This is a genomic window from Nostoc sp. DSM 114161, assembly GCF_052692665.1.
The window spans coordinates 6,165,617-6,180,678 of the sequence record NZ_CP195141.1 but is presented as its reverse complement, the minus strand read 5'-3'; the positions used below and the strand labels follow the sequence as shown (position 1 = coordinate 6,180,678).

9 protein-coding genes, 1 tRNA gene and 2 pseudogenes are annotated in these 15,062 nt (G+C 39.5%); 3 read left to right on the top strand and 9 right to left on the bottom strand.

Features of this window, described 5'->3' with window-relative positions; translation table 11 throughout:
* Nucleotides 1–136: 136 nt before the first annotated feature.
* Complete coding sequence (locus NSTC745_RS26125) at nucleotides 137–2,311, bottom strand: PAS domain S-box protein (RefSeq protein ID WP_445633580.1); 2,175 nt, start codon at nucleotides 2,309–2,311, stop codon at nucleotides 137–139.
* A 354-nt stretch (nucleotides 2,312–2,665) separates the two neighbouring features.
* Between NSTC745_RS26125 and NSTC745_RS26120 the strand changes: the two are divergent.
* A pseudogene (locus tag NSTC745_RS26120) lies at nucleotides 2,666–2,737 on the top strand (LuxR family transcriptional regulator); the annotation flags it as partial.
* A gap of 204 nt (nucleotides 2,738–2,941) precedes the next feature.
* Here NSTC745_RS26120 and NSTC745_RS26115 read toward each other — a convergent pair.
* Entirely contained in the window at nucleotides 2,942–3,139 is a 198-nt protein-coding gene (locus tag NSTC745_RS26115) for a hypothetical protein (RefSeq protein WP_096540204.1), read from the bottom strand.
* Between the two features lie 414 nt (nucleotides 3,140–3,553).
* On the opposite strand from NSTC745_RS26115, the gene NSTC745_RS26110 reads away from it, so the two are divergent.
* A complete protein-coding gene (locus tag NSTC745_RS26110) occupies nucleotides 3,554–4,195 on the top strand; it encodes a sporulation/spore germination protein (protein WP_445633579.1) in 642 nt (213 codons plus the stop codon).
* A 480-nt stretch (nucleotides 4,196–4,675) separates the two neighbouring features.
* Nucleotides 4,676–4,747 (top strand) — tRNA-Gly (locus tag NSTC745_RS26105).
* A gap of 164 nt (nucleotides 4,748–4,911) precedes the next feature.
* Here NSTC745_RS26105 and NSTC745_RS26100 read toward each other — a convergent pair.
* The 7 genes and pseudogenes from NSTC745_RS26100 to NSTC745_RS26070 all read right to left on the bottom strand — a co-directional run bounded on the left by NSTC745_RS26100 (nucleotide 4,912) and on the right by NSTC745_RS26070 (nucleotide 14,836).
* Nucleotides 4,912–6,426 carry a phytoene desaturase family protein gene (locus NSTC745_RS26100; RefSeq protein WP_445633578.1) on the bottom strand — a complete coding sequence of 505 codons (1,515 nt, stop codon included), beginning with the start codon at nucleotides 6,424–6,426 and terminating at the stop codon, nucleotides 4,912–4,914.
* 384 nt (nucleotides 6,427–6,810) lie between these two features.
* Nucleotides 6,811–8,145, bottom strand: coding sequence for an NAD(P)/FAD-dependent oxidoreductase (locus tag NSTC745_RS26095; protein ID WP_445633577.1), 1,335 nt, complete (start codon nucleotides 8,143–8,145; stop codon nucleotides 6,811–6,813).
* A 492-nt stretch (nucleotides 8,146–8,637) separates the two neighbouring features.
* Nucleotides 8,638–8,739, bottom strand: a pseudogene (locus NSTC745_RS26090) (cytochrome c oxidase subunit 3); the annotation flags it as partial.
* 35 nt (nucleotides 8,740–8,774) lie between these two features.
* Nucleotides 8,775–11,234 (bottom strand): PAS domain-containing sensor histidine kinase, encoded by a 2,460-nt coding sequence (locus NSTC745_RS26085; RefSeq protein WP_445633576.1) that lies wholly within the window; start codon nucleotides 11,232–11,234, stop codon nucleotides 8,775–8,777.
* A 482-nt stretch (nucleotides 11,235–11,716) separates the two neighbouring features.
* Entirely contained in the window at nucleotides 11,717–12,721 is a 1,005-nt protein-coding gene (locus tag NSTC745_RS26080; protein WP_445638686.1) for a spore photoproduct lyase family protein, read from the bottom strand.
* 711 nt (nucleotides 12,722–13,432) lie between these two features.
* Nucleotides 13,433–14,251: a carbonic anhydrase gene (locus NSTC745_RS26075; protein ID WP_445633575.1), complete on the bottom strand. Its 819-nt coding sequence runs from the start codon at nucleotides 14,249–14,251 to the stop codon at nucleotides 13,433–13,435.
* Between the two features lie 330 nt (nucleotides 14,252–14,581).
* Entirely contained in the window at nucleotides 14,582–14,836 is a 255-nt protein-coding gene (locus NSTC745_RS26070; protein ID WP_445633574.1) for a DUF7219 family protein, read from the bottom strand.
* Nucleotides 14,837–15,062 lie beyond the last annotated feature (226 nt).

Sequence of the window (15,062 nt, the reverse complement as noted above, 5' to 3'; positions counted from 1 at the left end):
TATTTCCTTGCCTCCAGAGCTAACCCAACTATAGCAAATCTAAATCATTGGCGATCGCCACTCTCCTTAACTTATTAAACAAGTCGGCGATCGTTGATTTATTATAAATTCTGAATTCTGACTTCTGAATTCTATTTTATGACTGACTGATGGGAATTTTAATTACAAATTCTGCTCTTTGTCCGGGAATTGAGTTACAAGACAAATTTCCACCATGTTTGTTTACCACAATTTGATAACTGATGGATAGCCCAAGTCCTGTACCTTTTCCAACATCTTTAGTAGTAAAGAAAGGATCGAAAAGTTTGGGAAGTATTTCTTGGGAAATGCCCATACCATTATCTGCAATTCTAATTATTGCCCATTTGCTATTACAAACTTCGGTGCAAATGCGAATTTGTCCTTGTTCTCCTACAAATGATTGTTCCAAAGAGTCAATAGCATTAGCTAGAAGATTCATAAATACCTGATTTAATTGACCAGGATAGCATTCAATTAGAGGAAGTTTACCATACTCTTTAATTACAGAAATTTCTGGGCGATCGGGTTTTGCTTTCAAGCGATTGTGCAGAATCATCAAAGTACTATCAATACCTTGGTGAATGTCTACATCTTTAAATTCAGCTTCATCAAGACGAGAAAAGTTCCGCAACGAAAGAACGATTTCACGAATCCTTTGAGTTCCTACAGTCATAGACTGGAAGAGTTTTACAATGTCTTCTTTGAGAAAATCAAGGTCAATAGCTATGATTTCTGCTTCGATTTCTGCTGGAGGATAGGGGAAGTGTTGTTGATAAAGCTCTAGCAGACGCAATAAATCTTTGGTGTATTCGGTGGCTGGAATCAGATTAGCGTGAATAAAATTCACTGGATTGTTAATTTCATGAGCAACACCCGCAACCATATTCCCAAGTGAAGACATTTTCTCACTTTGGATAAGTTGGCTTTGGGTACGTTGCAATTCGCGCAGAGTGTTTTCCAAATTTTGCGCTTGTTGTTGTAATTGCATTTCGGCTTGTTTGCGCTCGGTGATATCAGTTGAAACACCAAGAATTTGATTTATTTTCCCATCAGCATCGCGGCTGAAAACTGTTTCTCTGGTGTATAGCCAGCACCATTCACCATTTGCTTGTCTCACCCGAAATTCAAATTCATAAATATCGCCATCCTTGGCTTTAGTAAAATTTTGTAAGTGAGTTACGACTTTTACCCAATCATCTGGATGAGTAATTATGGGTAAAATTTGCGTTCCCATCTGTTGAATTTGCTCGTTAGAATAGCCAAGAAATTTGCCCATTTCTTGATTAGCGTAAACATTACACTGTTGCTCTAAATCGAAAATGTAGAGAATATTAGGAGAAGAATCTGCAATGCGTTGAATGAAGTGTTGGCTAGCTTGGAGTGCTACTTCGGCTCGTTTGCGCTCTGTAATATTTAAGGCTGTTCCCACCAGTCGATAAACTCGACCTTCGCTATTTTTTAAAGGATTAATTGTAGTTAGCCACCAAGTTTCTTTACCTTGGAAAGTCAGACATTCTTCATACTTGATGCCAATACCACTTTCTATGCAGATTTGGAATCGCTGACGTACTTCTAGACCTTCAACAGTGCCATGCACATATTCTGGAGTTTTACCTATGACTTCTGCGTTACTAATTCCTGTTATCTTTTCTGTTGCGGAATTCCACCCAGCATAGCGCAATTCATAGTTATCTAGAACGTCGATCGTGAATATTGGTTGAGTAACACCATCATAAATACCGCGTAAAAATTGCTCTTTTTCTTGTAGTTGAGCTGCGGCTTGTTGGCGATCGCATATTGCAGTTTCTTCTAGCTGCTTGTGAGCAGTAATGACTTCAGACAAGATGATGATACCGCCAATTTCACCAGAGTCTTCGTACCAAGGATTTATTTGCCATTTCACCCAATGGATTGTCCCCTCTCCAAGGGGGAAAATATTTTCTTCGGATTGCTCGATGCTTCCTGCCAAACAACGTTGATGAATTTCCTGCCAATAGGGGGGAATATCTAAAAAGATTTCACAATGAGAGCGACCGATAATGTCTCGATCGCTTAGATTATAATCTTCCCGCCAACGCCGACTCGTCAGAACATAGCGCATTTGCCGATCGAATATGGCGATCGCACCAGGGATATATTCAATAAACAAATCCATCTGCTGTTGGCTAGACTTTAGCAGATTTGAAGACTTACCACCTTTTAAACTGGCAACTAACTGACGCAGTTCTATTAATTCTTGTTGCAGCGATTCGTAGGTATCTTTATCTACAGGAATCAGATTACAAACCATAGTCTTGTTATTTGCCAGCTAGGGATCTGAAGTTGACTTCATTTCTATATTTCCCAATAATCTCTAGCAAACAACGTTCATAACTAAAGAAAAAATCTTGAGAGAATTCGTAATTCTTATACTACATATTAATTTGCTTTATTTTTGTTTACAAGGAATTCAAAATTCAAAATCAATCAGTTCCCAATAGCACCTGAGGTTAACCATCATAAGTAATAACGGTAGTCTTATTTGTAATACCGCAATTTTCTAAAAGTTTTTCCCCAGGAATGGGTAAAAATTAATACGGCATCGGCTAGTAGAATGTCAGTAGTAATATTCCAAAACACAGCGCTGGGAATGTGTCCAATGTTATCTGTTAAGCAAGCTTTGAAAAGGATATTCCGCAAACTTGATGTTTCGTCTCGCGCGGAAATGGTAGCTTGACTTTCCTCAAATATCAGCTTAGTTCGATAATATAGCAAGCAATAGGCAACTGGCAAAGAAAGTTTCTGGAGTCGGGGTTTTTGGATTAGTTTATGTTCTAAACTATGCTTCAACTGCTATACAGCAGAATTCAGGAGCATAAAAATCTCTTCATTCCTACCCCATTCCCCACTCCCTACTCCCTCTTTTCAAGCTAATGGATGACTATATTTTCAACTCCAGCGAAGAAATTTCTTCTGGATTTTCAACCAAATGCCAAAATAGTGCAATCTCACCTACATTATCAGCAATAAATCTCAATTCTTCTGAACTAGCATCTTTAGCCATTTCTGCTAAAAAATGTTTGGCAGCAAGAATTGTGTTTTGCCTTCTCAATGTTTTTTGTTGAGAGCCTCTATTCATTTTTTTGCCTTAAAAGTATTAAAATTTGGTTTATTTTGTGTAATTATTACCGAAATGTACTTACTTTGCATCAATCTTGAGAATAATATCCATCGGTCTAAGCTTCTTGGATTCTACTTAACTTCATTTATATCTTACCAAGTTAATACTTGAGAAAGATGTAATTTTAGCCTTTATACGGTTACACATCGATGGTATTTGATATCCTTCAGATTGCAATTTTGAGATCCCCAAACTTCTGAAGAAGTTCGGGGATCTCGCTAGCGCGATAAACGTTGCTCCTTGGAACATAATTGCTGCTTAACAGATACCAAGTTGACACTTTAGAGACTGGCTCAAAATTGACAAATTTATACGGAATTGATACCACCAATATTGAAGTTGATAGCAGTAATGTAACTTTTGAGCAAAATTATGAAGACAACTAAGAGATATCTTTTACCCGCGATCGCTGTAACAATTGTTCTTGGTCTGAGCAGCTGTAATTCTAGCCCCACCACTAATAATATTGATAGCCAAACACCATCCCCTACCCCAACACCAAACACCACATTATCTCCAGAGCCTATTACAACACCGACAAATAGCTCATCATCTCGGACTTCTAGCCAAATTTCTAGTGTTGCTCAATTGAGAGAAAAATCTCCCAATCAAGAATCTGCTGGAGAAAATACGCCTTCTTCATCAACTTCTAAAGCTGCTAACAGTAAAAGTACAGATGTAACGATTTACACTAGTGACGTTCAATGTCAAGAATTGATTCCAGAAAAGATTTCAGTACCAGCTGATGAACCAGTAAAAAATGCAGTGGGTAAAATCATAGAAAAACGAGATACAAGTGACTTTAGCTTGTCTGGGTATCGTGTTAACGTCAAAAATGGTGTTGCTACAGTTGATTTGCGAATATCTCCTGAGTCAAAGCGGCAAATAGCTTCTCTTTCTAGTTGCGAACAGTTTGCTTTGTTTGGTAGTGTCCGCAAAACCTTAACAAGTAATGCAGCATGGAATATTAAAGAGGTTCGTTTCACTGAGCGAGGTGAAGACATTGTTCTCTAGGCCAAATAATCCTACACTGACTTTCATAGGACTTACGCAAAAACTCTCTGAAACTCTTATTTCTTTGTGTCCTACCCTGCGGGAAGCCACTTCTCTACGAGACGCTGCGCGAACGTGTCTATGCGTCCTTTGCGGTAGCCTGCGGCAAGCCGCTCCGCGTCTACGTTTTTTCATGATTTCGCGTAAGTCCTGTTTCATTTGTGCAGTGTAGGGTTTTGTATTACTTGCGATATGGCGTTGGACATTGACCGCACGCCGATCGTCTTTGGCTCTGGGGAGTTTTAAGTGCGTTAGCCTACTCTTACGGAGAAGCAAGCTACGCGTAGTGTCTCGTAGAGAAGCTTTGCCGTACCCGCTAGCGTCTGTAGAAAGAAAACGCATCGCCAGTTGCGAAAAGAGTGTGTATTTTAGTCAATTGAAAACCGCTATAAATAATGGTATGCTGTAGTTTAATATTAAAGTTTTGGCTAACAGCTACTCGCGGGTGTAATTCAGTGGTAGAATGTCACCTTCCCAAGGTGAACGTCGTGGGTTCGAGTCCCATCGCCCGCTTTAAACTGTACATTCGCAAATTATATGTCGCAATTTGGAAATGCACGAATCTGCAATATAAATCGCATTGCTAGACGATCGCATGATTTCGCCTAATTTGGAACGAATTTTCAATTAATTTAACATTAATCATCGCGCATTTATGCAACGCCAGAAAATCTTCGCTATCTGGCCTTATCGCCATAGTCCGTTAACGCAAAATCTTGGCTAATAAACCCAGCAGCACTACGTGAAGCTTCCAAAATTGTGATTAATCCACTTCCTGGGTGAACTGCACCACCAATCCAGTACAACCCACTAATATTTTCACAACGAATTGGAGGGCGAAATGGGCCAAGTTGGCTCCAATTGTGGCTGAGATTGAACACAGCACCTAAATGAACTCGATAATCATCATGCCAGGTTTGTGCAGTGTAACATATCTGGGTAACAATATGTTTTTCAATATTGTCATATCCAAGTTTGCATAGCCGTTTAATAATAAAGTCTTGGTAACTTTTTTGTTTAACATCCCAGTCAACAGCATAAGAAGTATTTGGAATTGGTACTAACACAAACAATGTGCTGTGTCCGGCTGGTGCATTACTGGGGTCTATAATTGTGGGATTGCAGACATAGAACGGCGGATCGGTTTCATCTAATGCAGAATCATCTATCCAAGGGCGATCGCGTCGGCGAATATTTTCTGATAAATAGATTTGATGATGTGGTAAGTCTTCGTAGCGGCGATTTATACCCAAATAAAGCATGAATGTAGAGCATGAAAATTGCATTTGCTTAAGCTTGCGATCGCTATAGCGGCCTCGTGCTGAAGTTGGTAGCAAATTACGCACAGCATAGCCAAAGTCAGCATTGATAACTACTGCATCAAAATTCAGGCGATCGCCAGATGCAAATTCAATACCACGAACCTGCCCCTGCTCAATCCAGACTTGATGCACTGGACGATTGAGGTGAATTTGCACCCCCAAGTCTTGAGCAGCCTTAGCCAATCCCTGTGCTAATGCCCGGAATCCTCCCACTGGATGCCATACTCCTTGGGCAAATTCCAAAAATGGAATCAGGCTGAATACACTCGCTGCTACTGTAGGATGCATTCCCAAATATTTGGAAGGATAACTCAGAGCATAGACTAATCGCTCATCCTGGAAAAATCGCCAAAAATGTTGATATAAACTTTCCCAAGGGCGAAATGAGAATAGAGAAACAATTTCATTCCAACGCAAGTAACCCAATAGACTCCGTACAGGGGTTCCTAGATAAGGCTTGTAGCCCAACTGATATTTACGGATATGTTCTGCGTACCAGCGATCGAATGCTAATGGTAAATCCGAACGCAATTTTGCCAGTTGTGTTTTAAAAGCTTTTAAATCTGAGGTTAAATCTAGTTGTGTGCCATCCCAAAATCGAAGGTGAGTATAGGGTTCCAATCGTTTGAGTTGAACATAGTCAGCAAAATTTAAGCCAGCCTCCTGAAAAAGCTCCTCATAGAGATGTGGTAGTTGGAGAATGGTCGGCCCTGTATCAAAAGCGTATGAATCAACTTCTAACCCACGCATCCGTCCACCTACGCGTTCAGCTGCTTCAAAAATTTGCACTTTATACCCTAGTCCAGCAAGTCGGATGGCTGTGGCTAGACCCCCAGGGCCGGCTCCTACAATAGCAATTTGTTTAGACATAGATAAACTCCTCATTCAATTGGGGACTAAATGCTTTCACCAAAGAGTAGCTGAGAGTAACGGATTGAAACTTGTTTAGTTTCTGCTACTAGTTGCACCAATACGGTTCAGTTAACGGTATTTGGCTCCGGAAGATCCCCCCAACCCCCTTAAAAAGGGGGCTTAGTTCCCTCCTTTTTAAGGAGGGTTAGGGAGGATCGAGTCTTAATTGAACTGTATTGCTAGTTGCACTCGATCGCTTAATTGTACCGACACTCCAAATACCCAAAATTTTCGTTCCCAATTGAATTTACTACAAAAAGGGAAGGAGAAGCAGTTGGCGGCTTCTCCTTGTTTGGTGATTTTATTCTTTGCAAGTCCCTTGACTCTATTTCTCCTTTTAACCTAGTTAGCAACTTGAGTTATATTGTTAACAGTTTTTGCTTCTGCATAAGGTTCTCGACCTGTAATCAATCTAGAGCGACGATTACGAGTGATATAATTCCACGCCCACTGTAATACTACTAGTAATTTAGTGTCAAACTCGATTAAGAAGTAGATGTGAATTATTAGCCAAAATACCCAAGCCAGGAAACCTGTGAGTTTGAGGAAACCTAAATCTACAATAGCTAAATTTTGTCCAATCATTGCCAAACTACCCACATGATTGTAATGAAATGGTGGCAAAGTTTGACCTTGAAGACGTTTTTGAATGAGTCCCGCTACATACTCTCCTTGTTGTTTGGCTACGGGTGCAACCCCAGGTAAGGGTTTACCATCTTGATGGGAGAAGTTGCCTAAATCTCCTACTACAAAAATGTTTTCATAACCCTTGATAGTCAAGTTTGGTTCTACAATTACACGTCCGGAGGAATCGCACTCTACACCTGTACGTTCTGTTAGGACTTTCCCCATTGCCGAACCTTGAACGCCTGCTGCCCACAATATAGTTTTTGAGGCAATTGCTGTTACTTCATTCCCTTGTTTGAAAGTAACTATATTATTTTCAATATTTGTCACCCTGGTGTTAGTTTGGATAACCACACCCAACTTTTCCAAAGATACTGCTGCTACTTGGGATAAATCTGGTGAAATGTGTGGGAGGATGCGATCGCCCCCTTGTAATAGTAAAATTTTTGTTTCTGAGGTGTCGATGTTGCGGAAATCTTCTTTGAGAGTTTTGTATGCCAACTCGGCGATCGCACCTGCTAATTCTACTCCTGTAGGGCCGCCACCCACAATCACAAAAGTCAACAAAGCACGGCGTTTTTCAGGATCGGTTTCTTTTTCTGCTGCTTCAAATGCTGAAAATATCCGGCGACGCATTTCTATGGCATCTTCAACAGTTTTCAACCCAGGAGCTAATTCTTTCCAGTTGTCTTTACCAAAATAGGAATGGTTAGCACCTGTGGCAACAATTAATGTATCGTAAGGTACTACTTTATCGCCCATTATCACTTGTTGTGCTTTGGGATCGATATCATTTACTTCTCCCAGTAAGACTTGTGTATTCTTACTTTTGCTGAATACAGCTCGCAATGGTGAGGAAATATCAGCAGGTGATAAGGTACCTGTCGCAACTTGATATAAAAGCGGCTGAAATAAATGAAAATTTCGTTTATCAATGAGAGTAACATTTACATTCGCTTTTGCAAGATGTTTTGCTGTGTACAGCCCACCAAAGCCTCCACCAATGATTACAACCTGATGTCGTCGATTATTGTCAAGTGCAACTACCATACGAAATATTTCCTTCTGTTAAGAGAATTGTAATTTTTCTTAACAAAAGTTGTAACAGTATGATGATACAGGTTGCTGTATGTTTAGAACAATTTAAAAAAATATAAAAGTAGTCAAAGCTGCTAATTCGTGATTAAGTAAGTAGACATAATTAAATGTAGAATACAAAAGTTTAAAACCGCGATCGACACTAGCTTTTCCCTTCTGCTTGGTTGTTGAGCGTAGTCGAAACACTGCCTCCTCCTGTCTTCTACTTATTGAAAGTGAAAACTTTATTACATATAGCAATCCTAAATCATTCGTCAGAAACAAGATCCCCGATTTCTCAAAGAAATCGGGGATCTAAACACCGCGAATTCTCACAAATCAGAAAGGATTGGTATAGTTATTGTTGATATTAGAATAACTTTACTAGAAAATTTATAAAACTAATCCCGTTACTTAGAAACATTTTTGTTTCTGAGCAAAGGAATAAAAGTTACAAAGAATCTTCTAAAACAGAATCAGGATATATACGATTGAAAATAGAACGAGCCAAACGATGTCTACAAAATGCCAGTAGATTTATGGCATTTTAATGCCTGTGTGTTTAGTTTTCATGCGTAAGTCTTAATGTTGTTGAATTGTAATTATTTATCGGGCTGTGCAATTGGAATTTGAATAAGAAATTCTGCTCCCTCATTAGGAGACGAAATACACTGTAATAAACCGCCGTGCCGCTCAGTAATAATTTGATAGCTAATCGATAAACCTAACCCAGTACCTTTACCCACAGCTTTGGTAGTAAAAAAAGGATCGAATAACCTTTGTCTAACTTCTTCTGGAATCCCAGGGCCATTATCGACGATACGGATAACTATTTCTTTAGCATTTAGCTGTTGAGTACAAATCCGAATTTGTGGCTTGTTATGTGTAATTTTCCTTTGGATTAATGAATCTTCTAAAGCATCAAGCGCATTGGAAAAAATGTTCATAAATACTTGATTTAGCTGTCTGGCATAGCACTCAACTAAAGGTAAATTTCCATAATCTCTAATAACTTCAATTTGGGGATAATTAACTTTGGTTTTCAGACGATGCTCTAAAATCATCAAAGTACTCTCAATACCTTCATGAATATCTGTTGGCTTTAACTCAGCTTCATCTAGCCGCGAAAAGGTACGAAGAGAAGCCACAATTTGGCGGATGCGTTCTGCACCGACTTCCATTGAAGAAAGCAGTTTTGGCAAGTCTTCTATTAAGAATTCTAAATCGATTGCTTCAATTTGCTGTTGAATTTCAAGTATAGGATTTGGGTAGTTGATTCGGTAAATGTCAAGTAGATTTAGTAGTTCGTGAGTATAGCTGTTGGCGTGAGCCAGGTTTCCGTAGATAAAATTGACTGGATTATTAATTTCGTGGGCAACTCCAGCAACTAATTGACCAAGAGAGGACATTTTTTCGCTTTGGATGAGTTGCGATTGGGTGGTTTGTAGTTCTTTGAGAGTTTGCTCTAGTTCTATTGCTTGCTGTTTGAGTTGAGCTTCTGCTTGTTTGCGCTCAGTAATGTCGCGTGTGATGCCTTGAAAACCCACAACCTGTCCATTAGTATCAATCACAGGTGAAGTGTTAGATGTAATCCAGCCGTAAGTCTCATCTTTGCGTTTCACTCTCACCTCAAGTCCAGCTTGTTTTTTACCTGTTTGAGCAATGTTGTTCAGAAAAGCTATACAAGCTGGTACATCTTCCGGATGAATAATCGGTACGAATGATTGCCCTAGAAATTCTGATATGCCATATCCAAACATATCTGTGAAATTAGGAGAAAGATAACTAAATATGCCATCCAATGTCATAGAATAAATTGCATCGTTGGCATTTTCCACCAAGCTACGAAACTTTGTTTCACTGGCTGCTAGAGCAGCCTGAATTTGCTTCTGCTCTGTGATATTTTCTCGAATTGCTAGCAAATATTTAGGCTCACCTTGAGAATCGAAGATGGGAGTTTTTTTAATGTGCAAAACGCAAGTTTTGGCGTTTTTTGGGTGAAATATTTCTTCAGAAATTTGTATAACTTTTTTGCTAGTGAGTGCTTCTTTGTCTTGCTTGGTAAAGAAATCAGCTTCTTCTTTGGGAAATAAATCATAGTCGCTCTTGCCCAAAATTTCATCGGCGCTGACACCAACTAACTCTTCGGCTGCTCGATTGCATAAAACAAATCGCAAATCGGTAGCATCTTTAACGAAGACTGGTACAGGCATTGCTTGAATAACAGAATGCATAAACTGTTGAGCAGTTTGGAGTTTAGCTTCTGCTTGTTTGCGCTCGGTAATATCGGTGTGAATGCCAACTAAAGCAATAATATTACCACTAAGGTCTTTGATAGCATCTGCCCTTAAATCAATTTGCATCGTATGACCAATAGAGTTTTGCATGGTAACTTCACCAGCCCACGACTGACCGTTACTAATAGTATTAAAGACGCTTTGTGCTTGTGCTGGGTTTTGGTAAACTGCTACTGGGCCGCCAGCAGCATTCAGTTCATCAACTGTGTAACCGAACAAATCGATAAAGGCAGGATTGTGATAAATTGGCTCTCCTGCAACATCAGCTATACCAATAGCATCACTGGCACTTTCCACAGCCTTACTAATACGTAGTAAGGCTTGTTCTGTGTTTTTGCGCTCGACAATTTCACTTGCAAGGGTTTTATTGATAGCTTCTAACTGGGCTGGGCTGGGTAGTGTTAGAGCTTGAGGTATCAGATAAATTAACGCAAATGCTGTATATATGGAAATAATCGCAGTTAAAGCCTTTAAACCCCCTGCAATCCAGTAATCAGGATGCCAGAGCGTCCAAATTTCCATCAAATGCCCAGTACCGCAGGCAAGGATAAAAGCACCAAACAACAGAAAGACTCCGTTGAAAGGAACATCTTTGCGTTTGGAAATAAAGTAAATCAGTAATACAGGAATAGAATAATAGGCAAGAGCGATCGTCGCATCAGAAATAATATGGAGCCAAACTAGCCCTGTTTTCCAGAGATAACAATGGCCGTGAGGAATAAAATCCTTTGAATAGAAGAGATAGTTGAAAAATGCCAACATCATGCTAAAGCTTGGTGCAATTGTGGTGTAATATGCAACTTTAGTATTCCCAAACCATCGCTAAAAGGTAAATCAAACTCAGCTGCTAAACTTTGGCTCCCTGAAAACACTCCGCCTTCAGGCTAAAAAACACTGCATCAGCTTGTCGCAAACATTCCCGAAAACCACTTCATATCATGTCCGCCTAATCACTTATCAAAAAAACTCTCCGCATCAGTCCTTAATGATAAGTTTTCAACCGGACATGATAACTAGGTGGACACAATTATTCATAAGACGCATTTCGACTCCGCTCAATGCTCAGTAGCCTGACTAAAAGAGGGTTGAGTTTCGACTACGCTCAACTTCCGCGCAGTCGAAACCCGGTAATTTCAAGTTAGGTTTAATTTAGTCCTTCTACTTATTAATCCCATACGGCTGCTTGTTGCAGACAGTCTAAAAAAAATGTGTCCTTAGACGCAAAAAAAAGGAGAGTACGTTAATAGCTAAGTCCAATATAAAATCTTCGCATTTGGAAAACGCTGTTGAATCTCACCTTGAAAAAAGCGTTTCATGATATTCATTGTGTCGGCATCATAAACATACTTAGTCCCACCAAACTTATTGCGCTTAATACTGCGTTTTTCCTCATCCATATCTAGCTTAGAATGTGGATACCAAGTTTGTAAAACTTCTTTTGAGCTTGGTGTAAAGCGGTGCGAAATTAGCTCAAAGGTCAGGTTACAGTTGAAATCTAACGCTTCGCTAATTGAGTCAAACAAGCGGCTGTAGTGTACTTGCCAATCATCTATAGGCATAATCGGCGCAATTACTAATCCTACTGGATAGCCACTATCAGCTAACTTACGTAACGCCCCAAGCCTCGATGCTACAGATGCTGTACCGCCTTCAAATCTCCCCGAAACAGGTGCGGCATTAACGCTCATCCGGCAGTGGGTATGTCCATTGTGAGGTAAATCCAGTAAGCTATCTACCTCATCAAACTTTGATACCCAGCGTAAATGTGCATCGCTGCGAGTACCAAAGTAACGGATACATTCAGCAAGGCTACCTGTCAAATGCTCAATCCCAAGTGGATCGGTATAGCAACTAACTTCATAAGTTGTGGCTTGTCCGGGTCGTTCAAAAATACTTAAATTGTTAAGGATTTGGGGTAAATTAGCAAAAGTGCGAATAACTGGCGGCCCCGATAAGCTACCTGCTAAGTAACAGTATTGGCAATGTGCTGGGCAACCCTCGGCAATATGAAACTGCCAATCAGCCGATGGTGGAATAGGACTGAGTTTGAACTGACTCGGTGGTGCAGTGACAACGGCAAAGGTACGTTTGGCAATATCGTAAGTTTTGCGCTCATCTTCGCCACGCAAGCCAGTCAGGCGGTTACGTGGTAACTCGATGATTGGTAAGTTGAGGGACTGCACCCGCTCCAAAATTTGTTGCCCCCAAGGCTCATCTAAAGCAGCAGGAGTAAACATGACCTGTTGAGGCATCCACAACTTAGTTGAAGGTTTTACTAAGTCTGTTGCTGGTACATTGTTTTTGATTGTATCGAGCAAAATCTTTCTCCGTTATTTCTCGAATTGATATCTGCAATTAATTTTTTTGGTTTGTGGAATTAGCTGTAACAACAAATAAAGATTAGTTCTGCCTCTAGAACGACTCATATTATTACTAGGGCATTGGATTAAAACTCAATACAGTTCAGTTAAGATACCCCCGCCTGCGGCGACCCCCTTAAAAAGGGGGTGAAAGAGAGTCTGTTAACTTAAAAATGGGGGTTGGGGGGATCTTAAAACATTAACTGAACCGTATTGGATTAAAACTTATTCTTGCGCTCTTTATTTTGTTTGTGATTCGTCAAAAAGCTAACTTTTGCAAAGTATAAATGGAGTATTGCTATAACTCTATTTTAAAATTAGCATTGAGGATATTTTATCTATTAATAGAGCGGATTTTACTAAATTGAAAGGTAGTAGTTTCCCGATCTAGGAATCAGATTTGACTATTGAAAAAATTTAAGTATGTGTAGTAGCGTGGCAAGACTAAAATGTTGGAATAAATTTTATTGTGGGATGGGTGTCCTCACCCGTCCGGGCGGGCAGGATGCCCACCCCACAAGAGTTTACTAATGCACTATTCTAAGCTTGTCACGTAAATAAACGGAGCCTTGTAGGGTAACAGTTCTAACCTTGTTGATATTTTTACTTTGTTGCCGAGCCTCGATAAATTCGCTCCATTTGTTCTGGAGAAAGCACCGTCATTGGAAACCCACTATCTGTAGAAATCGCGGGTTTATGGAAAGATTGAAACGCCTGTTGTTGATTTTTAGTGAAAGAGGTTTCGCCATTGTTAGTCAAAGGTAGGCCCGATAACCTTTCATCTATCTCAGATGGGGAAAGCTGATTTAGAGGTAACACATAAGCGTGCTTTTGTGGGTCGTATGCCAAAACTTCTCCTGTCTCGATATGATAAATCCAAGCATAAATACTAATTTGCCCTTGATGGAGTTTAGAACGAATCACCGGATAAGTGCGTAAATTTTCGATTTGGGTGAGTACATTCTCGGCAATAATTATTTCTAAGAGATCTTCGCCTTCGTAGTCGCTATAATTGTCTTTTACCAATCGTCGGGTTGCTTCTGCATACTTGAGCCAGTCATGTACAAGCGGCATTTCTATCCGCAAGCTGTCTAACTTCATCAAGCCTTTCATAGCACCACAATGGGAGTGACCGCAGATAATAATTTGTTGAATATCTAATGCTTGAATAGCATATTCAATCGTTGCTCCTTCACCGCCATTAGTTGCACCATATGGTGGAATAATGTTGCCTGCATTGCGAATAACAAACAACTCTCCTAATCCGGCTTGTGTAATCAGGTTTGGATCGATACGCGAATCGGAACATGTAATAAATAGTACCCTGGGCTTTTGACCATGAGAAAGTTGTTCAAATAGTTGTTCGTTCGCCGGAAAGTAACTACTTTTGAATTCGCGCAAACCTTTAATCAATTTTTTCATAGATGCACCTAAAACAATAAGTAATGCTTTAATATTTTACGAAAAATTTGGTTTATAAATTGAGAAAGTAGGAATGCAAAGTCTAAATCTATTTTATGTAGTCTTAATTTTTAATTGGTTCAACCTCAAATACTGATGTGATGCTCCAATCGCTTTCAAATCCTCGCTACTTACAACTTGAACTACCTGGCGATCGCATCGAGCCTAAAACCCAGCTTTTCATAGGTACAACGTGCTGGGGGATAACCAAATCGTCTCCTGTCTTCACCATAGCACTTGTTTATACCTTCAGTACATTTGATGCAGGAAAAGCACAATCAGTGCTAACAATTAAAGATTTGTGTCTTTTTCAATATTTAAGGTTTGGTAGCTGTATTTTAGCCGTTCCCAAAGTGCCTCAATTTGCTTGTATGACTCGTCAGCAGAGAGTTTTCCCGCAGTCTGAAGATTGCAGATATAGTCGATTCGTTGCGAAAATTCTTGCAGATTTGCATTGAATAGCAGATTGTTCGGCGTGAATTTACCTGAATATTGGTATTTTTGATAAAGAAAGCTATGCTTGTCTGCTTGATAATGGTTATTCATATAGCACTCGTAATGACAAAAAAAGTAATTTCATTGAGTCGTGAAGAAAAATTTCGATCGGATTGAATAATTTTTTACCTCTATCTAAGAGTAGATTTTTTCATTTTTTAATAAAAATATTTATAGAAATCTCAGTATTTATCTTCAGTATATGTAAAGTATTTAATATCAGCAATTGGAGTTATTTGTTAAATTAATCAAACTAATTTATCTAAGTAGAAGGACT